Raw genomic sequence first — 24,065 nt, 5'->3', positions numbered from 1 at the left:
CAAATGGCCCTGATCAAAGAGACCGACTACGGTACGCCCGCGTCCAAGTCCGAGAAGACCGTGACGCTGACGATCGATGGCGTCGAGGTCACGGTGCCGGAAGGCACGTCCATCATGCGCGCCGCCATGGATATGGGGACTGCGATCCCTAAGCTATGCGCAACCGACATGCTTGAGAGCTTCGGCTCCTGCCGCCTGTGCCTCGTCGAGATCGAGGGCCGCAACGGCACGCCCGCCTCGTGTACGACCCCGGTTGCACCCGGCATCTCCGTCAAGACCCAAACCCCGCGCCTCGCTGCCCTGCGCAAAGGCGTGATGGAACTCTACATCTCCGATCATCCGCTGGACTGCCTGACCTGCGCCGCCAACGGCGATTGCGAGCTGCAGGATATGGCCGGTGCCGTTGGTCTGCGCGACGTGCGTTATGGCTACGACGGTGCCAACCACGTCTTCGCCAAGAGCCGCACGGACAGCGCTGCCAACGACCTCTGGATGGCGAAGGACGAGAGCAATCCGTATTTCACCTACGATCCGTCGAAGTGCATCGTCTGCAACCGCTGCGTCCGCGCCTGCGAGGAAGTGCAGGGCACTTTTGCACTGACGATTTCCGGTCGTGGTTTCGACAGCCGCGTGTCGGCAGGCATGAGCGAGGATTTCCTGTCGAGCGAGTGCGTCTCGTGCGGCGCCTGCGTCCAGGCCTGCCCCACCGCCACGCTGACCGAGAAAGCCGTCATTGAGATCGGCCAGCCTGAGCATTCGGCCATAACCACCTGCGCTTACTGCGGCGTCGGCTGCGCCTTCAAGGCCGAGATGCGCGGCGAGGAGGTCGTGCGCATGGTGCCGTGGAAAGACGGCAAGGCCAACCGCGGCCACTCCTGCGTCAAGGGCCGCTTCGCCTACGGTTACGCTACCCACCAGGACCGCATCACCAAGCCGATGGTGCGCGACAAGATCACCGATCCCTGGCGCGAGGTCTCCTGGGAGGAGGCCATCGGCCGCGTCGCCTCCGAGTTCCGCCGCATCCAGGGCCAGTACGGCCGCACCGCCGTCGGCGGCATCACGTCCTCGCGCTGCACGAACGAGGAAGCCTACCTCGTCCAGAAGATCATCCGCGCCGGCTTCGGCGTGAACAACGTCGACACTTGCGCTCGCGTCTGCCACTCGCCGACCGGTTACGGTCTGAAGACGGCCTTCGGTGAGAGCTCGGGGACGCAGGATTTTGACTCCGTCGAGCAGTCGGACGTCATCCTCGTCATCGGCGCCAACCCGCCGGACGGACACCCCGTGTTCGCGAGCCGCATGAAGAAGCGCCTGCGCGAGGGCGCCAAGCTGATCGTCGTCGATCCGCGCCGCACCGATCTCGTGAAGTCGCCGCACATCAACGCCGACTACCACCTCGCCCTGCAGCCGGGTACCAACGTCGCTGTCGTCACCGCCATGGCGCACGTCATCGTCACCGAGGGCCTCGTCAACGAGGCATTCGTGCGCGAGCGTTGCGACTGGGATGAGTTCCAGGAGTGGTGCGAGTTCGTCTCGAAGGAAGTGAACTCGCCCGAGGCCATGGAGAAGTACACCGGCGTCGATCCTGAGCTGATCCGCGGCGCGGCGCGCCTCTACGCGACCGGCGGCAACGCGGCCATCTACTACGGCCTCGGCGTGACCGAGCACTCGCAGGGCTCGACGACAGTCATGGCCATCGCCAACCTCGCCATGGCGACCGGCAATCTGTCGCGTCCGGGCGTCGGCGTGAACCCGCTGCGCGGCCAGAACAACGTGCAGGGCTCCTGCGACATGGCCTCGTTCCCGCACGAGCTAACGGGTTACCGCCATATCTCGGATGCTGCCACGCGCGCGCTGTTCGAGAAGGAGTGGAACTGCACGCTCGATCCGGAGCCCGGCCTGCGCATCCCGAACATGCTGGATGCCGCCGTCGAGGGCACCTTCAAGGCCATCTACATCGAAGGCGAGGACATTCTTCAGTCCGACCCCAACACGCATCATGTCGCCGCTGGCCTCGAGGCCATGGAATGCGTCGTCGTGCAGGACCTGTTCCTGAACGAGACGGCCCGCTACGCGCACGTGTTCCTGCCGGGCTGCACCTTCCTCGAGAAGGACGGCACCTTCACGAATGCCGAGCGTCGCATCCAGATGGTGACGAAGGTCATGTCGCCGAAGAACGGCTATGCCGATTGGGAGATCACGCAGTTGATCGCCCAGAAGCTCGGCCTCGGCTGGAACTACAGCGATCCGAGCGAGATCATGGACGAGATCGCGCGTCTCACGCCGACCTTCACCGGCGTATCGTTCGAGAAGATCCGCAAGCTCGGCTCGATCCAATGGCCTTGCAATGACGAGCACCCGGAGGGCACGCCGATCATGCACGTCGGCGAGTTCGTGCGCGGCAAGGGCAAGTTCATGCTCACCGAGTACGTGCCGACCGACGAGCGCACGGGCGCCCGCTTCCCGTTGATCCTCACCACGGGCCGCATCCTGTCGCAGTACAACGTCGGCGCCCAGACACGCCGCACGGCGAACACGGCCTGGCATCCCGAGGACGTGCTCGAGATCAACCCGTTCGATGCCGAGCATCGCGGCATCAAGGACGGCGATTGGGTAACACTGAGGAGCCGCGCCGGCGAGACCGCGCTGCGCGCCGTGATCACCGACCGCGTCGCGACGGGCGTCGTCTACACGACCTTCCATCACCCGACGACGCAGGCCAACGTCATCACCACCGACTTCTCGGACTGGGCAACCAACTGCCCCGAGTACAAGGTGACGGCGGTCGAGGTCGCGCGCTCGAACGGCCCGACGCAGTATCAGGAGGAGTACGAGGAGTTCTCCGATCTGACGCGCCGCATCGTGCCCGCCGAGGCTGCGGAGTAGGACCCGATGGCGGAGACGTCTCTTCGCGTGCCGTCGCGCCGTGTCGCCAAGACCGGCGTCGAGGACACGGGCCGTCTCATTCCGGAAGAGGTGCCGGTTGCGCTCGTCTATGACGGCTCGACACACGCCGTCATGATGGCGACACCGGCCGACCTCGAAGACTTCGCAATCGGCTTCTCGCTGACCGAAGGCATCGTGGCGAGCCGCTCCGAGATCCGCGAGATCGAGGTCGTCGAGCACGAGAATGGCATCGAGGCCCGCATGTGGCTGGTGCCCGTCAGCGGCCGTAAGCATGCCGAGCGCCGCCGCCGCATCACCGGCCCGACCGCCTGCGGTCTCTGCGGCGTCGAAAGCCTGGAAGCGGCCGTGCCCACACCGCGCAAGGTCGGGCACGTCTCGACGACCACGCCTGCCGAGATCAACAAGGCGCTGGCCGCCATGCCGCCCGCGCAGACGTTGAACATCGCGACCCGCGCCGTGCATGCCGCGGCATTCTGGGATGCTGCGGCGGGAACCATTGCATGCGTGCGCGAGGACGTTGGTCGCCACAACGCGCTCGACAAGCTCGTCGGCGCCGTTGCCGTCGCCGGTCTCGATCCGACCAAGGGCTTCGTCGTGCTGACGAGCCGCGTCTCCGTCGAGATGGTGCAGAAGGCGGCCCAACTCGGCGCCGAGATCATCGTTGCCGTCTCCGCGCCGACCGCGCTCGCGCTACGCGTCGCCGAGGAGGCCGGCATCACGCTGGTCGCCATCGCACGTCCCGACGCTTTCGAGATTTTCACCCACCCCGAACGTATCAAGCTAGCCGCGCAGCCTGGCGACGGCGACCGCCAGGAGGCACTACCCCATGTCATCTCCCGCTGACACGCTGGTCCGCATGGCCAACGACATCGGCAAGTTCTTCCGCGCCCAGGGCGAAGAGAAGGCTATCGCCGGCATCTCCGAGCATATGATGAAGTTCTGGGAGCCGCGCATGAAGAAACAGATCTTCGCGCTGCTCGACGCGGGCGGAGCCGGGCTCGATCCGCTGACGCTGAAAGCCGTCGCGAAGCTCAAGGCCGATATGCACGGCATGCCGACCGTCGCCGAAGCGAAGGCCGCCGCTGCAGCTCAATCGCCGCGCGGTAAAGCGAAAGCCAAATCCGCGTGAGATACGCACGCCCGCGGCAAGAAGAACACATCGCGCCCAAACACGTTTCACAAACCGCACCTATTGCCTAGCAGCCAGGAATGTCTGAGACTTCGCCGGGCGCGTTGATGCGCGGGCAGTCTGACCGGCCATATGGAGCGATAGGCATGAAGCGGCTCTCTCAGCGTGCATTTCTGGGCCTCGCGATGGGGGCTCTCGCGGTGCTGTCGGTGACAGATGTCGCCCACGCGGATAAGCGCCACATCATCGTAACGGCCGTCGAGCCCAAGGGCGGCGCCAACGTCGAGAAGGAGCCGTTTCCCTCGCCGCTGCCCGAAGGTGGCGGTTACGTGCTGAAGAAGCCGAACGAGGAAGGCCGCTGGGAAGTCGCGGTCTACGTGTTCGAGCCGCGCCAGATCTTCGTCGACGAGGGTGATGAGGTGACGCTCGAGTTCGTCGGCATCAACGGTGCCAGCCACCCCACCACGATCGAAGCCTACGGGCAGGTGTTCGAGCTGAAGCGCGGCCACATCCACCGCGCCACGTTCACCGCCGACAAGCCGGGCCGCCACAGCATCGTTTGCTCGGCCCATCTTCCGACGATGGTCTCCGAGCTCATCGTGGCCCCGAAGAAGTAAGGGCTTGGGCTATTCAGGCCGCCGAGCGGCCCCCCACTGCCTTTTGCTTTCGCTTGAACGAAAGCAGATTTTGGTGCCGCTTCATTATGCGCTCGACTGCGCTCTTCTTTGTGGAACTCGCGGCCATGGGAGAGACGAACTTACTGGCGATGGCGACCAGTTCAGCCACCGCGGCGCTATTGAGTTCATCAATGATCGGCAAAAACTTGTCGTTATCGCCGACCGCCTGCTCTAAGCGAGCAACGTAATCGGAAATCTGATCCTCGGTCATCTTCGGCTTCCGCGGCTTTTTCGGTTTTCCCGTTTTGGACGCAGACGCAACCTTCTTGCCCATACCAACCTCCTTCCAAGTTAGTATAGGAACACACTGATTCTACGGCAACTCTTGGCTTAGTTACCGCCAGTGACTCCGTTACGCGAAGCCGCAATACGGCGGTCAATCTCATCACCGAGCCGATCGAACGACTGGCGAATTTCCTGCAGAACCGTAGAGTTACTTGACGAAGCGTATGCGATTCCGTGTCCGGCAAGTCGCCCGAGTTCCGCCTTGCTGGGGATAAAGCAATCCAACGGCATTATGTTCGCTTCCCGCAGTGGCCTGGAGGCCTCTTCTAGGGCGACCCCGAGCGCATCGCGGACAGAAACGTGAGCCAGGGCTTCAAAGTCCCTGAGCGGTTCGTCTCGCAGCGCTCCATCTTTGACGGTGTTTGCCTCCGTCATGGTCCCAACGACGCCGACGATGCGCAAGTGTGGCCAGATTCCCTGATGAACGCGGAGTTGATTGGCAAACGAACCAACGGCTTCAGCGGACATTTCGTCTAGGACAGTAGGGATCAATACGTGCGTGCAAGCGGCAAGCGCTTGGATGCATCCTGTGGTCAGGCGCGGTGGCGCATCGATAATGATGATGTCGAATTTTCTCTGGATCTCGTCGTCATGCAGCACGTTCGTCAGATGGTATCGGATATCCTCTTGCCGCTGCCCGATCAGCCATTCGACCATGACGCGGTTTTCGGTGCTGGCCAGCGAATAGTACGTCGGAACAATCCTGGCTTTAGGAAGGTCCTTGACGTTTTCCGTCACGTTGCGGAGCCAAAACGCATCCTTATCGTCAATGAGGTGAGCGGACTTGCTGAGTCCACCCTCGATTTCTACCTCGAGTGTGTTGTCACGGTCGGCCTTCGACATGGCGGTCGCGGTCAAGGAACCTTGAAAGTCGAGGTCGATCGCCAGTACGCGCCTATCCTTCTTCCTGGCGTAATGCGCAATGAGATTTGCTGCTGTCGTTGTCTTCCCCACTCCGCCTTTGAGGTTACCGATCACCAGGATGGGAATGCTGCGCCGAATCTTGGCGGCATAGTCGGGCGGTGGGGCGAACGGAATAGATCTCGCTAGCCACAAGCCCTGTCCCTCGGGAGCCACTGCCGACCTGGCACGCTCGATCTTCGTGGCGTTCGCGATCAGCGCTCTGCCCCAAGGCGCCGCCTTCCGATAGAGCTTTCTTAGCCCAACGATCAGAAGTCCCACTAGGACAGCGGCAGCTAGCTTGACCGTCCAGTCAACAACACCACCGCCAACAAGAATTTGAATGAGCTGATCGATAAAATGATCGAAAGCGTCCCCCATCATCCTCCCCCGAGGTCGGATTATCTCTAATCTGACCAAAGGGTATCAGACGGAATAGTAAGGGCAACTCTTGCGTGAGGGCGAGACCCCAGCCTAAACCGCCGGCGCGTGCTCGGCGCCAGTCGGCGGCGGGCCGAGCCTGTCGAGCTCGGCGTACTCATCGTCGGTATAAACGCGCGAGCGGGTGAGGAAGCGCACGCCCTCGGGCGCTTCGAGCGAGAAGCCCGACCCGCGTCCCGGCACCACGTCGATGATCAGGTGCGTGTGCTGCCAGTAATCGAACTGCGACGCGCCCATGTAGAACGGTTGTCCGCCGATCTCGCCGAGATAGACGTCCTGCGCGCCGACGCGGAACTCTCCGCGCGGATAGCACATGGGCGCGCTGCCGTCGCAGCATCCGCCGGACTGGTGGAACAGGAGCGGGCCGTGCTGCGCGGCGAGTTTGTCGATCATCTCCAGGGCAGCCGGCGTCGCCGTCACGCGCTCAACCATCGCCTTCTCCTCCAGCAGCTTAGGTCGGGACCTTGTCGCCCGACGGTACCACAATTGCGAAGATGTCCGCCAAGGCCGTAAGTGCGCCGTTGTGCAAGGCCTCGGCCGGCAGCACGCCGCCGTTGGGATTTGGCAACGAGCGCGTCGCCGTCGCGTTCCCGACCACGGTCGTGCTGTAGCCATGGTTGAACGCGGCGCGCGCGGTCGAGTTCACGCACACGTGCGTCATGAAGCCGGCGAGCACCAGATTGTTGACGCCGAGCCGCTTCAGCTCCTCGTCGAGGTCGGTCTTCTCGAACGAACTTGGATACGCCTTGGTTATGACCTTCTCGCCTGCAGCCGGCGCCACAACGTCCGCAATGGCGCCGATCGGCGCCCGGACGTCGTAGGGCGTGCCGGGGCCGGCGTCGTGCTGGATGTGGATCACAGGGGCGCCTGCGTCGCGGGCCCGCTTCAAGAGCTTGGCGCATTCGGCAAGCGCCGGCTCCACGCCTTCGAGCTGCATGACGCCTTCTCGGTAGGTGTTCTGGCAATCGATCAGCACGAGCGCCGATTGCGAGAGCGGCGCCGGCGTATCGGGAAGGGCCAGAAGAGAGCGGAGCGTGGGCCGGGCATCGGTCATGGTGAGAGAAATCCTGGACGTGACGTGCGCAGGTGCCAGGGGCGCCTATGGGCGCTCCAGCCGCGCGAGGCTTTGGGAACGGAAACAGCGCGGCCTTGCGGCCGCGCTGCTCGGAGGGAACCGGACGTGAGCGACCTGGCCGGGCCGCACGCATCCAGGACCATGATCGCTTCGGTCTCTATCAGACCGAAGCGTGAATCATCGGTCCACCAAAAATCTAGAGCGCAGGCGCTCTAGAAGAAGCCCAAAGCCTTCGGGCTGTAGGAAACCAGCATGTTCTTGGTCTGCTGGTAATGATCGAGCATCATCTTGTGCGTTTCGCGACCGATGCCCGACTGCTTGTAGCCACCGAACGCGGCGTGTGCCGGATAGAGGTGGTAGCAGTTCGTCCACACGCGGCCTGCCTGGATGGCGCGGCCGAAGCGATAGGCGCGCGTGCCGTTGCGCGTCCACACACCGGCGCCGAGGCCGTACAGCGTGTCGTTGGCGATGGCGAGTGCCTCTTCGTCGTCCTTGAACGTGGTCACCGAGACCACCGGTCCAAAGATCTCTTCCTGGAACACGCGCATCTTGTTGTGGCCCGCGAGCACGGTCGGCTGCACGTAGTAGCCTTCCGCCGTCTCGCCGGAGATCACGGCACGTTCGCCGCCAGTGAGCACCTGGGCACCCTCGTCACGGCCGATCTTGATGTACGACAGGATCTTCTCGAGCTGGTCGTTCGAGGCCTGCGCGCCGATCATCGTCGAGGCATCCAGCGGATGGCCCTGCTTGATCTTCTGCACGCGGGCGACGGCGCGCTCTATGAAGCGGTCGTAGATCTTCTCGTGCACCAGCGCGCGCGACGGGCAGGTGCAGACTTCGCCCTGGTTCAGCGCGAACATGGCGAAGCCTTCGAGAGCCTTGTCGAAGAACTCATCGTCGGCATCGGCAACGTCGGCGAAGAAGATATTCGGGCTCTTGCCGCCGAGCTCGAGCGTGCACGGGATGATGTTCTCCGACGCGTACTGCATGATGAGACGGCCGGTCGTTGTCTCGCCCGTGAAGGCGATCTTCGAGATGCGCTTGTTCTGCGCCAGCGGCTTGCCGGCCTCGATGCCGAAACCGTTGACGACGTTGAGCACGCCCGGCGGCAGCAGGTCGCCGACAAGATCCATGAGAACCAAGATGCTCATGGGCGTCTGCTCGGCGGGCTTTAGCACCACGCAGTTGCCGGCGGCCAGCGCCGGAGCGAGCTTCCAGCAGGCCATCAGGAGCGGGAAGTTCCAGGGGATGATCTGGCCGACCACACCCAGCGGCTCATGGAAGTGGTAGGCGACGGTGTCGTGGTCGATCTCTGCGATCGAGCCTTCTTGGGCGCGGATGCAGCCCGCGAAGTAGCGGAAGTGATCGACGGCGAGCGGCAGGTCGGCAGCCGTTGTCTCGCGGATGGGCTTGCCATTGTCGAGCGTCTCGACCATGGCGAGCAGCTTGAGGCTCGTCTCCATCTTGTCGGCGATCTTGTTCAGGATCTGCGCGCGCTCGGCAGCCGAGGTCTTGCCCCAGGCATCCTTGGCCTTGTGCGCGGCGTCGAGCGCAAGCTCGATGTCCTCGGCCGAGGAACGCGCAACGTCGCAAAGCGGCTTGCCCGTAACCGGCGTCAGATTGGTGAAGTATTGCCCTTTGACCGGCGCGACCCACTGCCCGCCGATGAAATTGTCATAGCGGGGGCGGATGCGGATCTGCTGGGAAACTTCGTTTAGGGCTTGTTGAATCATGCGAATTTCCTCCTTGGGGGATGGAGATGTCCTGCTTTGGGCCTCGCGCGCCCGCAGGATCGTTCTTCTGATGAGGATATGGTGTTGCTTAATTAGTGAGCCATGTTTGGCGCGTCTATACGCCAAAGGTCCTAGACCGCCAGGAGCCGCCGAGCCTTGAGCAGGCGCAATAGCGAAAGTTAACGGCCAATTATGCGGACAAGGCGGCACGCGGCCACGCCGCTTTCCCGGCCGGACCCCGTCGGTGGTTTCGTCGTTGAGCTCGGCGTTGCTGCCGAAATGTTGCGCTTGCGGCCCGTGCGGCCCTCGCAGACACTCAAAAGTATGACCATCCAAAGAGAACTGGCCACTCGTCGTTCCGATCTAACGCTGTTCGCTGGCCATCCGAACGGCCTGGGCGTGTTGTTTTTCGCCGAGATGTGGGAGCGGTTCTCCTACTACGGGATGCGCGCTCTGCTGGTGCTGTTCATGGTGGCGCCTCAGAGCGAAGGAGGGCTCGGCTTTACGCCCGCCGAGGCGGCGCTGATCTACGGCAACTACACGATGGCCGTCTATCTGCTGTCGATCCCCGGCGGCGTCGCGGCGGACGTCAGCCTCGGCCTCTGGCGCGCCGTCCTGATTGGCGGTCTGATCATCGCCTCGGGGCATTTCACGCTTGCCATTGGCGAAACCGCGACGTTCTACGTCGGCCTTGTGCTCGTGGTGATCGGCACGGGCCTGTTCAAGCCGGCAGTGAGCGCTCTCGTCGGCACCCTCTACGCACGCGACGACAGTCGTCGCGACGCGGGCTTCTCCATCTTCTATATGGGCATCAATATTGGCGGCTTCCTCGCGCCACTGGCGACGGGCTTCCTGGCCCAGAGCCCCGTCATGAAGACGTGGCTTGCCGACAGTGGCTTTGATCCCGCCGGGAGCTGGCACTGGGGCTTTGCGGCCGCGGGCGTTGGGATGCTGGCGGGCTTGGCCGTGCTGCTGATCTTCGGCCGCGACGTTGCCAAGGCGGAGGCGCGTACCGCGATCGAGGCGCAGGCCGCGCTCGAAGAGCAGGGTAGGGCGAAGGAGAGCTTGAGCCCGCTGCTCAAGCTGGTCACGGTGGTTGCGGGCACGCTTGGCGCGCTGGCCCTGCTCGTGCTGTCGGACCGGCCGGGCTTCGAGCCGTTGCGCTGGGCCTACGTCCTGGTGCCGGCCGCGCTCGCCGTCTGGCTCGGCTTCTCCAAAGACGAGGAGAAGCGTCGCTACGGTGCCATGTTCGTGCTCCTCATCGGCGCCATTCTGTTCTGGGGCATCTTCGAGCAGGCAGGCCTCACCATCGCGCTGTTCGCAGACCAGCTGACGCGCTCCGAATTTGCCGGCTGGAGCTTTCCCTCCGCCTGGTTCCAGTCCTTGAACCCGCTGTTCGTCATCCTGCTCGCACCCCTCTTCGCAGCGCTCTGGATGCGGCTCGGCGACCGCCAGCCATCGACGCCGGTCAAATTCGGCGCCGGACTGGTCTTCCTCGCGCTCTCGTTCCTGCTCATGGTGCCGGCGGCGACGTTGACGGCGGAGGGACGCATCAGTCCGCTGTGGCTCGTCGGCCTCTTCTTCCTGCAGACGGTCGGCGAGATGTTCCTAAGCCCGGTGGGCTTGAGCACGATGACCAAGCTCGCCCCAAGGCGCGCTGTGGCCTTCGTGCTCGGCATCTGGCTGCTCGGCTTTGCGCTGGGCAGCAAGCTCGCCGGCGTGCTCGGCAGCAACTTCACGGCCACCAATCCCGATGCACTGGCCTGGAGCTTCCTCTGGCAGGCGGGGCTTGCCGCGGCCATGGCCGTTCTGTTTTTCGTGCTGACGCCCTGGGTGAAACGGCTTATGGGCGGCGTGCGCTGAGCGCCCATCGAGACGTGGCGCGCTTGCTCCGAGAGTGACGCGGCGCTCTAGTCGTGCTGTGCCGCGTTGAGTCCGGGCGGCGCCTTCAGCCAGCGATAACCGGTACGGCCCAGCTTCTGGCCCAATGCGAAGAGCGGCACCATGTAGGCGCGATCGAACGGCCCGCTGCTTTTGCCGGTGAAGTCGGCCGGGATGGCCGCGAGATTGTAGTCGATCCCGTCGCGTCGGGTCGCCGCGTACATGCGGTAAAGGTCGCCGATGCCTTGGTGTTTGGTCAGCGTCGAGATCGACCGCTGCGCGATCGGCAGAACGCGCTCCTCAACGGGCTGCCACTCGGGCGTCACCTTGCCGTTGCGGATGATGTAGAGGCGGCGCGCTGCGGTCGGCACGCCGAACCGCCGATCGATCTTCCTGAACGCCAACGCGCTCGGCGCCAGGAACACCTGCTGCGTGATGCCGCCGTCGACGTGCATCTCCTCGTAGGTCTGCCCTTGCGCGCCTACCTTGAAGCGCACCGGCGGAAAGGCGCCAGGGATCGAGGCCGATGCCAGCAGCACTTTGCGGAACAGCGACAACGCCTCGGGATGCTCGCTCATGGCGATGCGTCCCATGTCCCACACCACCGGCCGCTGCGCGTCGATGTTCGTCGTGCCGATCAGCAGCATGCGACCGTTCCTGCGCTCGCGCGCGATCTCGCGAAGAAACGCGCGGTCGGCATATTTTTCGATCAGCCGCGCCAGCGGCTTGCTATCGGCCACGGCCGAGCCGCCGAACAGGCCGGGCAGAACGTTGGCGGTCAGAATGTCGGACTGCCCATATTGCGTGAAGATCTCCCTCAGCGCCTTGTCGCCCTTGGCGCCGAGGAACGCGAACGGCGCGATCAGCGCGCCCGCGCTGACACCGGTCACGTAATCGAACCGGGGACGCGTGCCGGAGGCGCCCCAGCCGACCAGCAGCCCGGCGCCGAAGGCACCGTCCTCGGCGCCTCCGGAAATCGCCAGCATGTTGGAGATCTGGCGCCCTTTCTGCGCCGCCTCGCCGCGCGAGGAGGCGGAGGCGAGCACCACTTCGAGTTCGCGCTCGGTCGCGTCGCCCCAGACGCGGATCCCCGGCATGTTGATCAGCTCCGCCTCGTCGACGAGTGCTTCGGGCAATACGTTGCGCGGCGGAAGCGTCGCGCAGCCGGAGATCGCCACGACCACGAACAGCGCCATGAGCCAGCGGAAAAGGCGCGCAGTCAGCGGGGGGCGCATTACGAGCGCGCCCCGTTGGCGAAGATTTCGACCGCACGCGCGATGGCCACCCGATCCTCGTCGCCGAGACCCGGTTTGGACTGAAACAGCACGGCGCGCCGCAGCGGCGGCAGCACGATCATTGCCAGAAAGAGCTCGGCATCGAGGCGGACGGCGGCCGCAGAGCGATGCCCCATGGGCTCGAAGTGCATGATCAGATCTATAAGAACGTCGACAATATAGATCCTGAAGCGCTCATGCAGGCGCCCGGCCAGCTCCGGAAACTGCGCCGCTTCGCCGGTCACCACCCGTTCGACAGCAACCACGTCGGAAGCGAGCACGATCTCCATCAGATTGGTGGCGAACTCGAGCAGGGCATCCTGCAACGTTGCGAGAGCGGTCGGACTTTCCTTGAAAGAACGGACGCTGCGCTCGAGCACGGAATTGACGACGGCTTCGAACAGCTCCGCCTTGCTGGGAAAGCGAGAATAAAGCGTGCGCTTCGAGATCCCGGCCTTTGCGGCCACGGCATCCATGCTGGTCTTCTCGTAGCCGTGGCGCAGGAAGAGATGCGCGCCGGCTTTGAGCAGCTTCGAGGTGATTTGATCGGACACGACGCGGGACGGCCTGCCCCCGGCAACGGCGTTCGTCATGTCCCTTCCCCCCTTCGCACGCGACATCGCGAGAAAACTATACAGTGTAGTTTCATCCGGCAACCGAAAAATCGGGTGAGGGAACCGCGGGGCTCGCGGCCTATCGCGCCGCGTTGAGGCGAGCAAAACCGGCTTCGAGGTCGGCAATCAGGTCGCCCACGTCGTCGAGGCCGATGTGAAGCCTCAACGCTTGCCCCTCCGAGGTCCACGCTGTCGCCGTCCGATAGTGCTTCGGGTTGAACGGCACGATCAGGCTCTCGTAGCCGCCCCACGAATAGCCCATTCCGAACAGCGATAGCCCGTCCAGCATGGCCGCCAGCGCCTTGCGCGGGGTCGGCTTCAGGATGATCGAGAACAGCCCCGAGGCGCCCGTGAACTGCGCCTTCCAAAGCGCGTGGCCGGGATCATCGGGCAGGGCCGGGTGCAGGATCCGGTCGACCTCGGGCCGCGTTGCCAGCCACCGCGCCACCTCCAGCGCCGAGCGCTGATGCCGCTCGAGCCGCACGGCAAGCGTTCTGAGGCCGCGCAAGCCGAGGTACGTCTCCTCGGAGCCCGGGCAGCCGCCAAGCACCGCCCGCGCGGTCTCCACCGCTTCCGCCGTGCGCGCGTTTGCCGTGATTGCGCCGAGCATCGCGTCAGCGTGACCGACGATATACTTGGTGCAGGCGCTGATAGAGACGTCGACGCCGTGCGCGAGCGGACGGAAATAGAGCGGGCTCGCCCAGGTATTGTCCATCAGCACGGTGACGTCTCGCGCTTTCGCGGCCTTCGCGATGGCCCCGACATCCTGCACCTCGAAAGTGAGCGAACCGGGGCTCTCCAGAAACACGACACGTGTGTTCGGCTGGATCAGCTCGGCGATGCCGCCGCCGATCAAGGGATCGTAGTACGTGGTTGTCACGCCGAGCCGCGCCAGGATCGTGTCGCAGAACCTGCGCGTCGGTTGATAAACGCTGTCCACCATCAGCACATGGTCGCCGGCGTTGACGAAGGCCAGGATGGCGGTCGTCACGGCCTGGTAGCCGGAGGCGGTCAGAAATGTGCGCGCGCCACCTTCGAGTTCGGTCAGCGCCGTCTCGAGCGCGGTCGTCGTCGGCGTTCCGTGACGGCCATAGCGGTAGGGCTGCTTGTCATAGGCATCTAGCGCTTCGAGCGTGGGAAAGAGCACGGTTGAGCCCCGGTAGACGGGGGTATTGACGAAGCCGTGTTGCCCGGCGGGGTCGCGGCCACTGTGCAGGATGGCGGTTGCCGGATGGCGGACCTTGCGGGCGCCCTTTTGCGGTTTCGTCATGACAGTTGAATCCTTGCCTTTGCGAGGCTCTGGACGCCAGCTCCAACCGAGCGCCGTTTGACGCAACTTCCAACGCTGGTCAAGGGCTTGACCCCCAGCACGCAACGCGGGATGTGTGACAAGTGGGAGCGGGGGGACCGCCCTTCGTGGCGCGACAAAATACGATGTCGCAAGACACGGCAAGCACGAACGTCGCGCCGGTAGCGGCTGAGGAAACGCAGGTATGAAACGAGCGCCGGGCCCCGGCCGCGGACATTGGCGTCCGGTCGGGTCCGCAGATGAGGCCTCCCCACCGGAGGCTCCCCGTTCCGCGAGGACGGGCGTGAGGTATTGCCGGCGACGTCTTGCGGCGGCGGGCGCGGCGGTGCTGGCCGTGTTTGGGCTCGCCTTGGCGGCCGCGACAGCCGGTCACGCCGCCACGCTCGACGATGTGCGCGCCCGTGGTCATGTGGTGTGCGGCGTGACCGAGGACGCCCCGGGCTTTGCGACCGCTTCTGATGACGGCACCTGGAGCGGCCTCGACATCGATTTCTGCAAGGCCGTCGCGACGGCCGTCTTCGGCGACAAGACCGCCGTCAAATACAGGGTCGTTACCCCGGCGAACCGCTACCATGCGCTGACCGCTCGCGAGGTCGACCTTCTGCCACGCGCCGGCGGACGCACGCTTTCGCGCGACACCGAGCTTGGCGTGCGCTTCACTGATACGCTTTTTCACGATGGCCAAGGCGTCCTGATCCGCCGCGGTTATGCCGTAGCCAGCGTGCTCGAGCTTTCTGGCACTACCATTTGCGTGATGAAGGATACGCCGGCCGCGCAGGCCGTCGAGACGTTCTTCCAGTCGCGCAAGATGCGCTATCAGATCGTCGCCGCCGAGAAGTGGACGGATGTCGTCAAAGCCTACGCCGACGGTGCCTGCACGGTGCTGACTGGTGACGTCGCGATGCTCGCTGCTGAGCGCAGCCGGCTTGCGGTGCCCGCCGATCACGTGCTGATGCAGGAGCTGATCAGCAAGGAAATGCTCGGCCCCGTCGTGCGCCAGGGCGACGATCAGTGGTTTTCCATCGTGCGCTGGACGCTTTCAGCTCTGATCGCGGCCGAGGAACTGGGCATCAGCAGCCAGAACGTCGAGGCGCAGCGCGGCTCCGCCAATGCTGACATCCGCCATTTCCTGGGCGTCGAGGCGGATCTTGGCCAGGGTATGGGGCTGGCGCGCGACTGGAGCTATCAGCTCGTGCGGCAGGTTGGAAATTACGGCGAGGTCTTCGAGCGCAACGTGGGCCTGAAGTCGCCGTTGGCATTGGAACGGGGCGTCAATAATCTTTGGACGCGCGGCGGCCTCATGTCTGCGGGCGCGTTGCGCTGATGAGGACGGCGCGCGATCGATTGGCCGGGGAGGGCGACGCATGATCGAAGACAGCGGCGGGGCGTTGGTCGAGTTCCTTGCCCCGCTCGCACTGCTGGTGCCTTTCGCGCTCCTGATCGTCGCCGTCATTCTGCTGCGCCGGCAGACAACGCGGCCGCAGGAATTTCCCACCGAGACGAAGCCCCACGAAACGCAGGTGTTCCGAGCCATCCCGACAGACACGCCGCCATCCGTCGCCGAGCCCGCCCCCGTTTTACCGAAGCCGGGCCGGCCCGATGCACCTGAGCCGGTCATCGATTGGGCCAGCCGCATTGCGGCAGCCGAGACCGCCGCCGATCACGCGGCTCTCGGCGAGCTGTATCTTGCGAGTGCCCGCGCGGAAATTGCGAAGGGAAGCGCCGAGCAGGCGGCCGAGCACCTGCGGGCGAGCCTTCGCGCCGCGACAAAAAGCAAGAACCTGCCGGTGCAGGCGGAGGCGCGTCTCGAACTGGCCGAACTGGCCCGCTTGGCTGGCGATCTCACCACGGCGTGCGAGCACTGGCAGATCGCACGCGGACTGTTTCACAAGCTGAGCGACGCAGCGCGCCTCGACGAGACCGAGCGCCAAATGCGGACGCACCGCTGTCCCACGGACTGGGTCCTGACCGACTTCTAGAGCCTGATCGGTTGAGTAGCGAGCGCCGTGTCGGAGGCAAGCCCACGGGTGAGCGCGCTCCAACGCCGCCTCATTTCATCACCAGCTCGACCTGCGCCGTCTCCCCGTTGGCGAGCGTGATATCGCGCTGGAACTCGCGTCCCTGCGACTTTGCGACCACCGTGTAGGAGCCCGGCGCCAGGATGTGCGTCGGCAATGCGCCGACGCTCTCCTTGATCTCTTCGCCCTGCACCGTCTGGATGCTCCATTGCGTGTCGGGCAGGGCCTCGCCGCCGGCCCGATGCACGAGCTTGAACGTCGCCTTGGCTGCCGAATGCGTCACCGTTGCCTCGGTGAGCTTGCCGGCTTCGACGGTGACGTCGCTCTGCACCACCGCGTTGCAGTCACCATAGGTCGAGACGATGTGGTAGATGCCGGCGTTGAGACGGATGACGAGGTTGGGCCGCGCAGCCGAGATCACGAGCCTGCGGCTGTCCGTCTGGTCGCGATCGGAGTGGATCGCGTAGCTCACGCTGTTGCTCGGCGCTTCGAGGCCGGAGACGAGCGCCTTGACGCGCAGGCCGCCGGCGTTGAGCACGAACTCCTCGACGGCTGGCTCGGCTGCTTCCCCCTTGACCGAGATCCGCCGCGTGAGATTGGCACGCCCGAGCGCGGCGTTGACGACATAGTCGCCGACCCCGAGCTTGAAAGTGGGTTTCGCGTCCTGCTTGGTCGCGATCAGCGACGGGCGGCCTGCGCCGGGCGGATGCCAGAACACGCGCCAGACGAGATTTTCCTCGATCTCCTCGCCATCGGCTGTGAGCCGCGCGACCATGTGCACCTGCGCCGTTTCGGCGACCGCCTTTTCGTCGGACTTTTTCGAATCCGCCGGGCCGCCCGTCAGCCAATCGGCCGCCGACTGCGCGTGCGCGACCTCCGCAAACGTGCCGACGAGCACGGCCAGTGCCGCGCTGCACGCGATCTCGCCAAGCGTCTTGTGCGCCGCTCTGATGATCATAGGCCCCGGTCTAGGAATTTGAGAAAGAGTTGTCCGCCGGATGTCGCCGCCAGACCGTGGTCGAAGTAAGGCAATCACGGGCTTCCCACAGTCAGCTGGCGCCGTTCTCCAGCCTTGATCTCGAACGGCTGCTCGACGCGTTTGTCGGCGGCATCCCAGAGCAACACGTAGCGGCCGGGGGCGAGCTGCGTCGTGCCCCCGTTGGCGCGCCCCGCGTGCAGCACCGTCCGCCCCGTACCGTCCTTGATCCGCCAGTGCCGCCCGCCCGTGCCGCGCGCATCGATCGAGACTTCCCCCTGCTCGAGCTTAAGCTGCACGCTACCGCCACGGCCGCTCGTGAGATCCACGATGCCTGCGGCAGCGACGTTGCGGCCCATCACCTCCGCCTCGACGCGATAGCGCCCTGGCGGCAGCTGGAACGTGCCACTCGCGCCGTGCGCGCGGGCGATCTCCGGCGGCCGCCCATCCGCGCCGAGCACGCGAATGACGATCGGCTGAGCCGGTGCGGCGCCCGCGCCATCAGCCTGTGCGCCCGCGTTCGTGACCACGGTGATTGGCACGAGGTTCAGCGTCATGGCGTGATTGATCGTGGCGCCGCTGCCGAGCGCAACGCGCTCATGAGCCACGGCCGCGCCGGAACGCGCCGTCACGTAGTAGGTCCCGGCCGGTAGCGTGAAACTTGCCGTCGGATCCGCCGAGCGCACGACCTCGCGCCGGCCCTCCGGCGAATCCGGATCGTCCTCCTCGATCGCGTAGGTGACGTCCTGCAGGGGCGCGCCTCCCGCGGAAGAGACCGCCGACAGCGCGAGCGTGCCCGCGCCGAGCACGGGGCTAACGTCGACGCCGGAGCCGGCCGCGAGCGTGATCTCCGACGTTTCCGCCGCCAGGCCATCGACGACGCGCACGGTGTAGGCTCCGGCAGGAAGCACGACCTGCGTCGTCGCCTCGCGGCCGATCCAGACCGGGCGGCCTGCGCCCGGCGCGGCGCTGTCCTTGGCCGAGATGGTGATGAGCGGGTGCGCCAGCGCAGTCCCCTGCTGATCGGCGCGGGCCTTGAGATTGATGAGGCCGGCATCGAGAGACACCTTGACCGAGGTCGGGCCCTTTTCCGCGACGTCGACCGTCTGCTTGCGCGTGACCTCGCCGAGACGCGCTTCGACCACGTAGGAACCGGGCTCGAGATCGAGGTCGAGGTTGCGTGCTTTCGCGCTCTTCAGCGGCGCATCCGGCGTATCAGCCTTCGCCACGCTCCAGGCCACGGCGGCCGCGAGCGGCTTGCCATCATCCGTGAGCGAAGCCGTGAGGCGCAGACCCGGCGGACCGGCGGGCTCCGGCGGGGTCGCGGCCTGGGGTGCCGGCACGGCGACACCCGTGTTCGGGTCCACACGCTCGAGATTTGCGAGTGTCAGCGCCTCGGAGATCGCTCCAGCAAGCTCGGTCGAGCTTTGCGTGTCGAACACCTTGCCGCCGGTCGCGACGGCGACACACGCATGACGCTCGCTTTGCACCGGCTCGAGACCAAAGCCGATCAGGAAGATGCGCAGTTTCGGATTGGCAGCGGCGATGTCGGCCGCCGCGGCGCAGGGATCCTGCGAGCAGTTGTCCGGTCCGTCGTGAATGGCGATGATCGAGCCGGCGTCGCCCGCCGGCACCTGCTTGGCCGCCTCGCGCAGCGTCAGCGACAGGGGGCCTTTTCCGGTGGGGCTTAGCTCGTCGACGATCGAGAGGATGCGGTCCGGCGGCCCGGCCTCGGGCTGTGCCAGCAACTCGACATCGCTGCAATCGCCGCGGCGGCGCTGGCCGAAGGTCATGAGCCCCAACCGGACCTTGGGTGACAGCGTGGTGAGAGCCTGGCGGAGTGCGCCCCGCGCCAGCTCGAACTTGGCCGGCTTCTCAGTTCCGATGGTGCCCCACATGGAGCCCGACCCGTCCAGCACGATCACCGCAGGACCGTGCGTGCCCGGATCGGCCGCCTGCGTGGGTGCGGCGAGCAGGAGGAGCGGAAGCAAAGCGAGATAACCGCGGTGCGACATCGGGCGCAGGATCCGTTTGGCATGGCGACGACGGGGAGATTGTATCCCGCAGTCACATACGTTAGCGAGGCCGGCAGCATCCCCGCCGGCGAGGCCGGCGACATCAACGCTGGCGAAGCCGACAAGATCACAAGATCACATGTCATGGAAAGTTGCGCAATGAATGACGCCCTGCTGCAAGCCCTCGAGACCCGCCGCTCCGTAAAGGCGGACCGCCTTCAGGAGCCGGCCCCATCGGGAGCCGAGCTGGACCGCATTCTGGCCATTGCCGCCCGCGTCCCCGACCACAAGAAGCTCGTACCCTGGCGCTTTATCGTGTTCGAAGGCGAGGCGCGGGCCAAGGCGGGCGAGCTGTTCGCGGCCGCCTGCCAGGCCGAGGAGAAAGAGCCGTCGCACGTGCGCCTCGAGACCGAGCGCGCCCGCTTCCTGCGCGCTCCGCTCGTCGTCGCCGTGGTCTCTCGCGTCGCAAAGCGCCCCGGCGCGCCCGAGTGGGAGCAGATCCTCTCAGCGGGTGCCGCCACCTTCAACCTGTGCCTCGCCGCCAACGCCATGGGCTATGGCACCTCGTGGCTGACCGAGTGGGTGGCCTACAGCCCGACCGTTCGCGAAGGCCTCGCCCTCGCGGAGAACGAGCGCATCGTCGGCTTTGTGTACATCGGCACGCCGATGGAGAAGCCCGAGGATCGCGACCGCCCGAAGCTCGCCGACATCGTCAGCCGCTGGGCGCCGTAAGCCCCGCGATCCGCAGCGGGATCATGGGCCCGCAATCTCCGCTTTGCGGGCGCCCTGAAGCCCACTTCGATCGCCGTCCACGCAACGGCGAACGTTGCGTCCAGCAACAGGCCCTACAACCCGTTTTTGTAAATTCTTCCATCCTTCATGATCACCACGAAGTTCCTGTCCGGATCCGCGATGAGATCGATAGTCTCCAACGGGTTTCCATCGACCAGCAACAAGTCTGCAAGCGCGCCCTGCTCCACGACCCCAAGCTTTCCGGGATAAGGATTGCGCTTGCCGGACATCGCCAACAGCTCGGCGTTGGTCCCGGTCGCCATGGCAAGAGCCTCGGCGGGCGTGTACCAGCGGACGAGCGAGGCCAGGATTGCCCCTTGGCGCTTGGCCAGCGCGCGCGAGAACAGGACGTCGGTGCCCCACGCCGTCTTGATCTTGTGTTTCTTCACCAACTCGTAGGCACTGCTGATGCCGGGCCAGACCTGATCGGCCTTGATCCGCTGGATGGAGCCGACCGGAAAGCCCTGGCGCAATTCCTCTGGAAGCGGCTGCAAGCTCAACCAAATGCCTTTCTCCGCGATCAGTTTGGCCGTTGCCTCGTCCATCAGGAACCCGTGCTCGATGCACGTCACGCCGACAGCAATGGCCCGCTGGATCGCTGCCGGTGTGAAAGCGTGCGCGGTGACATAGGTGCCCCAGTTCTCCGCGGCTTCGACGGCCGCGCGAAGCTCAGCCTCCGTAAACGTCGACACGTCGATCGGGCTAAAGGGCGATGACACGCCGCCGCCGGCCGTCAGCTTGATCTGAGAGGCGCCCTGCATGAGTTGCTCGCGGACGCGCAAGCGAACCTCGTCCGGGCCGTCGGCAAGCATGCTGCCGCCGATCTGCTCCATGCGGCTAAGAGGGCCGCCGACCGTCCGCGGCAGATCGGACAGTTGGCGGAAATCTCCATGTCCGCTAGTGACGGTAATGACTGCGCCGGAAGGAAAGATGCGCGGACCGTTGACGACACCCTCGTCGATGGCGCGCTTGAGACCGAACACCGCTCCGCCTACGTCGCGGACAGTCGTGAAACCGCGCATGAGCGTGTCGTTTGCTTCCGCTCCAGCGACGAGTGCGTTGTATCCCACGTCGCCGGTAATTGCCTGAGCGGGGTCCGGCCGTATCAGCATCGCATGCCAATGCGCATCGATGAGGCCGGGCATAAGCGTGCGTCCACCGCCGGCTATGATCGTTGTCGAGGCGCTGCGATCGACCGCGATAGGCTCCGCCGAGATCTTGTCGATGACGTTGCCGCGAACGAGCACGTTCATGGTGGCGCTGAGCGTATCGCTCTTGCCGTCGAAGATGCGGACGTTCTCGAACAGTGTGAGAGGAACGGGCGGCTCAGCGGCAGCGTGCTGTTGCGCAAAGGCGGCCGTGTGGACGAGGCCCGCGAGGAAGAGCGCATAAAACGTGCGAGACAGCATTTTGAAACCTCCTTTGGCGCCCCTCCCAATTGCGCCCGAGAATACCTGGCCCCCGCCGTCACAGGTGCGAGTTGAATGCCTTGCTTAATTCAAAGTGACGAAGCAGCATGCTGCTCCGGCTCAATACCGGAACTGCTCGGCGAGAATACGCTCGTCGAGATTATGGCCGGGATCGAACATCATAAAGAGGTCGATCGAGCGCGCCTGCTCGATCTCGACGCGTTCCACGTGGCGCATCTCGACCGCGTCCGCCACCGCGCTGACCGGCCGCTTGTCGATCTCAAGCGCGGAGATGCTGATGCGCGCCTTGTTCGGCAGCAGCGCCCCGCGCCAGCGACGCGGACGGAACGGGCTGATCGGCGTAAGCGCCAGCAGCGGCGCGTTGATCGGCAGGATCGGCCCGTGCGCCGATAGATTGTAGGCCGTGGAGCCGGCGGGTGTCGCCACCAGCACGCCGTCGCAGACCAATTCCTCCATGCGCACCTTGCCGTCGATGGAGATCCTGAGCTTCGCCGCCTGGAAGCTTTCGCGGAACAACGACACCTCGTTGATGGCCAGCGCCTTGCTGGCCTTGCCGTGAATGTCGTAGGCGACCATCGAAAGAGGATGCACGCGGCTGATCTCGGCTTCGCTGAGCCGCTCGATCAAGCCGTCCTCGCGATATTCGTTCATCAGGAAGCCCACCGACCCGCGGTTCATGCCGTAGATCGGGATGCGGTCGTTCATGTAGCGGTGCAGCGTCTGCAGCATGAGCCCGTCGCCGCCGAGCGCCACGATGGCGTCCGCTTCGCGCACCTCGACCGAGCCATAGCGCCCGCTGAGACGCGCCAGAGCTTGACGCGCCTCCGGCACCTCGCTGGCCACGAACGCGATCTTCTCGAATGTCTGTTTGGGTTTGGCCATTGGCGACGGTTGCTGTGAGGCTGGCGACGGGCGGCGGTTGGGGATCTGCCGGGGTGGGGCTATTGTGCCCGGATTGTCTGAACGGGACCTTCCAATCCCGTTCTTAGGATACGGAAACCGGAGGCTCGCCTACTTGCAGGAAAACGACAAGGCCGTTCTCGTTTATGCAACCTTTCCGGATGTTGCCGCCGCCGAGACGGAGGGCGCGGCGCTGGTCGAGGCGGGCTTGGCCGCCTGCGTTAACATTCTCCCTGGCATGATTTCGATCTACACCTGGAACGGCGAGCGCCATCGCGACGCCGAGGCGGTGATGATCATCAAGACCCGCCGTGGGCTCGCCGAGCGGGTGATCGCCGAGGTCAAGAGCCGCCACGCCTACGACAACCCGGCGCTCGTCATCCTGCCCGTGGACGGCGGATCGGAGCAATTCCTGGGCTGGATCCGCGCGCAGACCGCGAACCCCACCGCGCCGCACGCTGGTTGAGGCGAGCCGCAGTGCCGCGCAACCCACGGCAGCGGAGCGGATCGCTTACATCCGCCCCAGCGGGTGCGTGAAGAGGTGCTGCACGTGCCGGGATGGGCTTGAGCGCTTCGCCGGCCGCACCTTGGCCTTCGCCGCGGATGGCTTGCTGCGCCGCGTCTCGATTGGTGCGTCGGTGTCGAACGACGAAGAGGCGGCGTCGACGACCGGCAAGTCGGGAGGCGTCACGGTACCATCGGAATAGCCGGCATCGAGGGCAGCGGTGCGCGCGGGCGGATCAGGCTGACGCGCTGCTGCACCGGTAAGGCTGGTCGTGCCCGACGCAACATCTCGCGCGTCGTCCGGGCGTGGCCCGCCGATGCCCATGCGTCCATAAGGCAGCGGCGGCCGATCAGGTACGGCGCGCGCCATCGTCGGCTCGAAACGGCTGCCGCTGTCGCCGGTCGCCGGCGCGTAGCCGCCATCAGCTACGATCGTCTCCGAGGTGGTGCCGCACACGGCCGACGACTGCCCGCGGATAAGCGACAGCATGAACACGTCGGGCTCCTGCGTCGGCAACGTCGCGTTGACGCTCTCCATGAACGACAGGACCGCGCGGCGCGATCCGCCGCCCCAGACGCCGTCGATCTTGCCGAAATAGCAACCGAGGCGCTGCAGTTCGATCTGGATGTCGCGGGCGAGCGCGGCGCGTGTCACGGCGGTCTGTTGGGGAGCGGTCGCGGGCGTGACAGTCAGCTCCTGATCGCGGACGATCGCGCTCTTCCACTCGGCGACCGTGACCGGCGCAGTCGGCGCGACCACGTCATCGGGCTCGCTGCGGCTCGGCAGGAGCGCATCGGCGAGATAGCCGAGCACGGAGGGCGAAGGCTGGCTCGGCAGCTCGGCGTCGAGCAGAACCGCGCCAGGTGAGAACCGGGCGATGCGCGCCGTTGGCTCATCCATGATCTCGGACGCCGCGATGACGACGGGCCCCGGCTCGATGTCGGGAGCAGCGTCGCGTCGCACTTCGATCGTGGGAGGAGAGACCGCAGGTGCGCTCGGAAAGAACGTATCTGCCGCGAATATGAGGCCCGCACCAAGGACGGGATAGCTGATGTACCACCGCATGACAGCACACTCCGAAACACATGCGCGTGCTCATCTCGTCCGCAGACGCACCGAGATCGAACGCGGTGTGATGCGGCGGAGCCCCCAGCGGAAAGACCATAGCAAACCGGGCGCCGCAGGGCCATTCGGAATGAAGTCT

Annotated in this window: 21 protein-coding genes and 1 pseudogene; 9 read left to right on the top strand and 13 right to left on the bottom strand. The window is 65.3% G+C overall.

Annotated elements, in window-relative coordinates; genetic code table 11:
• Positions 1-3: 3 nt before the first annotated feature.
• From fdhF to CS1GBM3_RS04950, 4 genes and pseudogenes are all read left to right on the top strand, one after another.
• Positions 4-2,886 (top strand): formate dehydrogenase subunit alpha, encoded by a 2,883-nt coding sequence (fdhF, locus tag CS1GBM3_RS04965; RefSeq protein WP_072392195.1) that lies wholly within the window; start codon positions 4-6, stop codon positions 2,884-2,886.
• A 6-nt stretch (positions 2,887-2,892) separates the two neighbouring features.
• Positions 2,893-3,750: a formate dehydrogenase accessory sulfurtransferase FdhD gene (gene fdhD / locus CS1GBM3_RS04960; RefSeq protein WP_072392193.1), complete on the top strand. Its 858-nt coding sequence runs from the start codon at positions 2,893-2,895 to the stop codon at positions 3,748-3,750.
• Positions 3,734-3,943, top strand: a pseudogene (locus CS1GBM3_RS04955) (formate dehydrogenase subunit delta); the annotation flags it as partial. The gene fdhD and the pseudogene CS1GBM3_RS04955, both read left to right, overlap by 17 nt.
• Positions 3,944-4,182: 239 nt before the next feature.
• Positions 4,183-4,653, top strand: coding sequence for a cupredoxin domain-containing protein (locus tag CS1GBM3_RS04950; protein WP_139247793.1), 471 nt, complete (start codon positions 4,183-4,185; stop codon positions 4,651-4,653).
• A 13-nt stretch (positions 4,654-4,666) separates the two neighbouring features.
• Here the strand turns inward: CS1GBM3_RS04950 and CS1GBM3_RS04945 are convergent, their stop codons facing one another.
• The 5 genes from CS1GBM3_RS04945 to adh form a co-directional block, all read right to left on the bottom strand.
• Positions 4,667-4,987, bottom strand: coding sequence for a hypothetical protein (locus CS1GBM3_RS04945; RefSeq protein WP_072392186.1), 321 nt, complete (start codon positions 4,985-4,987; stop codon positions 4,667-4,669).
• Positions 4,988-5,043: 56 nt separating this feature from the next.
• Positions 5,044-6,279, bottom strand: a complete 1,236-nt coding sequence (locus CS1GBM3_RS04940) for a ParA family protein (protein WP_072392183.1) — start codon at positions 6,277-6,279, stop codon at positions 5,044-5,046.
• Positions 6,280-6,372: 93 nt separating this feature from the next.
• Positions 6,373-6,771 (bottom strand): DUF779 domain-containing protein, encoded by a 399-nt coding sequence (locus CS1GBM3_RS04935; protein ID WP_072392181.1) that lies wholly within the window; start codon positions 6,769-6,771, stop codon positions 6,373-6,375.
• A gap of 19 nt (positions 6,772-6,790) precedes the next feature.
• On the bottom strand, positions 6,791-7,393 hold the full coding sequence (locus CS1GBM3_RS04930) for a cysteine hydrolase family protein (RefSeq protein ID WP_072392178.1): 603 nt from the start codon (positions 7,391-7,393) through the stop codon (positions 6,791-6,793).
• A gap of 233 nt (positions 7,394-7,626) precedes the next feature.
• Positions 7,627-9,147 (bottom strand): aldehyde dehydrogenase, encoded by a 1,521-nt coding sequence (gene adh / locus CS1GBM3_RS04925; RefSeq protein WP_072392175.1) that lies wholly within the window; start codon positions 9,145-9,147, stop codon positions 7,627-7,629.
• Between the two features lie 324 nt (positions 9,148-9,471).
• Here adh and CS1GBM3_RS04920 point away from each other — a divergent pair, with 324 nt between their 5' ends.
• Positions 9,472-11,010 carry a peptide MFS transporter gene (locus CS1GBM3_RS04920; RefSeq protein ID WP_072393692.1) on the top strand — a complete coding sequence of 513 codons (1,539 nt, stop codon included), beginning with the start codon at positions 9,472-9,474 and terminating at the stop codon, positions 11,008-11,010.
• Positions 11,011-11,057: 47 nt separating this feature from the next.
• On the opposite strand, the gene CS1GBM3_RS04915 is transcribed toward CS1GBM3_RS04920, so the two are convergent.
• From CS1GBM3_RS04915 to metC, 3 genes are all read right to left on the bottom strand, one after another.
• Positions 11,058-12,263, bottom strand: a complete 1,206-nt coding sequence (locus CS1GBM3_RS04915) for a patatin-like phospholipase family protein (protein ID WP_072392172.1) — start codon at positions 12,261-12,263, stop codon at positions 11,058-11,060.
• The gene (locus CS1GBM3_RS04910) at positions 12,263-12,895 is read right to left on the bottom strand and encodes a TetR/AcrR family transcriptional regulator (RefSeq protein WP_072392169.1); all 633 of its coding nucleotides are present in this window, start codon (positions 12,893-12,895) and stop codon (positions 12,263-12,265) included. Before CS1GBM3_RS04910 ends, CS1GBM3_RS04915 begins: the two co-directional genes overlap by 1 nt.
• A gap of 100 nt (positions 12,896-12,995) precedes the next feature.
• Complete coding sequence (gene metC / locus CS1GBM3_RS04905; RefSeq protein WP_072392166.1) at positions 12,996-14,186, bottom strand: cystathionine beta-lyase; 1,191 nt, start codon at positions 14,184-14,186, stop codon at positions 12,996-12,998.
• 322 nt (positions 14,187-14,508) lie between these two features.
• Here metC and CS1GBM3_RS04900 point away from each other — a divergent pair, with 322 nt between their 5' ends.
• Positions 14,509-15,549 (top strand): amino acid ABC transporter substrate-binding protein, encoded by a 1,041-nt coding sequence (locus tag CS1GBM3_RS04900; RefSeq protein WP_072392163.1) that lies wholly within the window; start codon positions 14,509-14,511, stop codon positions 15,547-15,549.
• A 40-nt stretch (positions 15,550-15,589) separates the two neighbouring features.
• Entirely contained in the window at positions 15,590-16,204 is a 615-nt protein-coding gene (locus CS1GBM3_RS04895; RefSeq protein WP_072392160.1) for a hypothetical protein, read from the top strand.
• Positions 16,205-16,274: 70 nt separating this feature from the next.
• Here CS1GBM3_RS04895 and CS1GBM3_RS04890 read toward each other — a convergent pair whose 3' ends face one another.
• Both CS1GBM3_RS04890 and CS1GBM3_RS04885 read right to left on the bottom strand, forming a co-directional pair.
• Positions 16,275-17,201: a hypothetical protein gene (locus tag CS1GBM3_RS04890; protein ID WP_072392157.1), complete on the bottom strand. Its 927-nt coding sequence runs from the start codon at positions 17,199-17,201 to the stop codon at positions 16,275-16,277.
• A 74-nt stretch (positions 17,202-17,275) separates the two neighbouring features.
• Positions 17,276-19,234 carry a VWA domain-containing protein gene (locus CS1GBM3_RS04885; protein ID WP_072392154.1) on the bottom strand — a complete coding sequence of 653 codons (1,959 nt, stop codon included), beginning with the start codon at positions 19,232-19,234 and terminating at the stop codon, positions 17,276-17,278.
• Positions 19,235-19,393: 159 nt separating this feature from the next.
• Here CS1GBM3_RS04885 and CS1GBM3_RS04880 point away from each other — a divergent pair, with 159 nt between their 5' ends.
• The gene (locus CS1GBM3_RS04880) at positions 19,394-19,966 is read left to right on the top strand and encodes a nitroreductase family protein (protein WP_072393689.1); all 573 of its coding nucleotides are present in this window, start codon (positions 19,394-19,396) and stop codon (positions 19,964-19,966) included.
• A gap of 113 nt (positions 19,967-20,079) precedes the next feature.
• On the opposite strand, the gene CS1GBM3_RS04875 is transcribed toward CS1GBM3_RS04880, so the two are convergent.
• Positions 20,080-21,435 carry a metal-dependent hydrolase family protein gene (locus CS1GBM3_RS04875; protein ID WP_083567069.1) on the bottom strand — a complete coding sequence of 452 codons (1,356 nt, stop codon included), beginning with the start codon at positions 21,433-21,435 and terminating at the stop codon, positions 20,080-20,082.
• Positions 21,436-21,555: 120 nt separating this feature from the next.
• Complete coding sequence (locus CS1GBM3_RS04870; RefSeq protein WP_072392151.1) at positions 21,556-22,338, bottom strand: NAD kinase; 783 nt, start codon at positions 22,336-22,338, stop codon at positions 21,556-21,558.
• Positions 22,339-22,471: 133 nt separating this feature from the next.
• Between CS1GBM3_RS04870 and cutA the strand changes: the two genes are divergently transcribed.
• Positions 22,472-22,822, top strand: coding sequence for a divalent-cation tolerance protein CutA (gene cutA, locus CS1GBM3_RS04865; RefSeq protein WP_072392148.1), 351 nt, complete (start codon positions 22,472-22,474; stop codon positions 22,820-22,822).
• A gap of 45 nt (positions 22,823-22,867) precedes the next feature.
• On the opposite strand, the gene CS1GBM3_RS04860 is transcribed toward cutA, so the two are convergent.
• The gene (locus tag CS1GBM3_RS04860) at positions 22,868-23,926 is read right to left on the bottom strand and encodes a peptidoglycan-binding domain-containing protein (RefSeq protein ID WP_072392145.1); all 1,059 of its coding nucleotides are present in this window, start codon (positions 23,924-23,926) and stop codon (positions 22,868-22,870) included.
• Between the last annotated feature and the right edge of the window lie 139 nt (positions 23,927-24,065).

This window comes from Hyphomicrobium sp. CS1GBMeth3 (assembly GCF_900117455.1).
In the GTDB taxonomy this organism is placed as follows: Bacteria; Pseudomonadota; Alphaproteobacteria; order Rhizobiales; family Hyphomicrobiaceae; genus Hyphomicrobium_C.
This window is presented reverse-complemented; position numbering and strand designations above follow the sequence as displayed.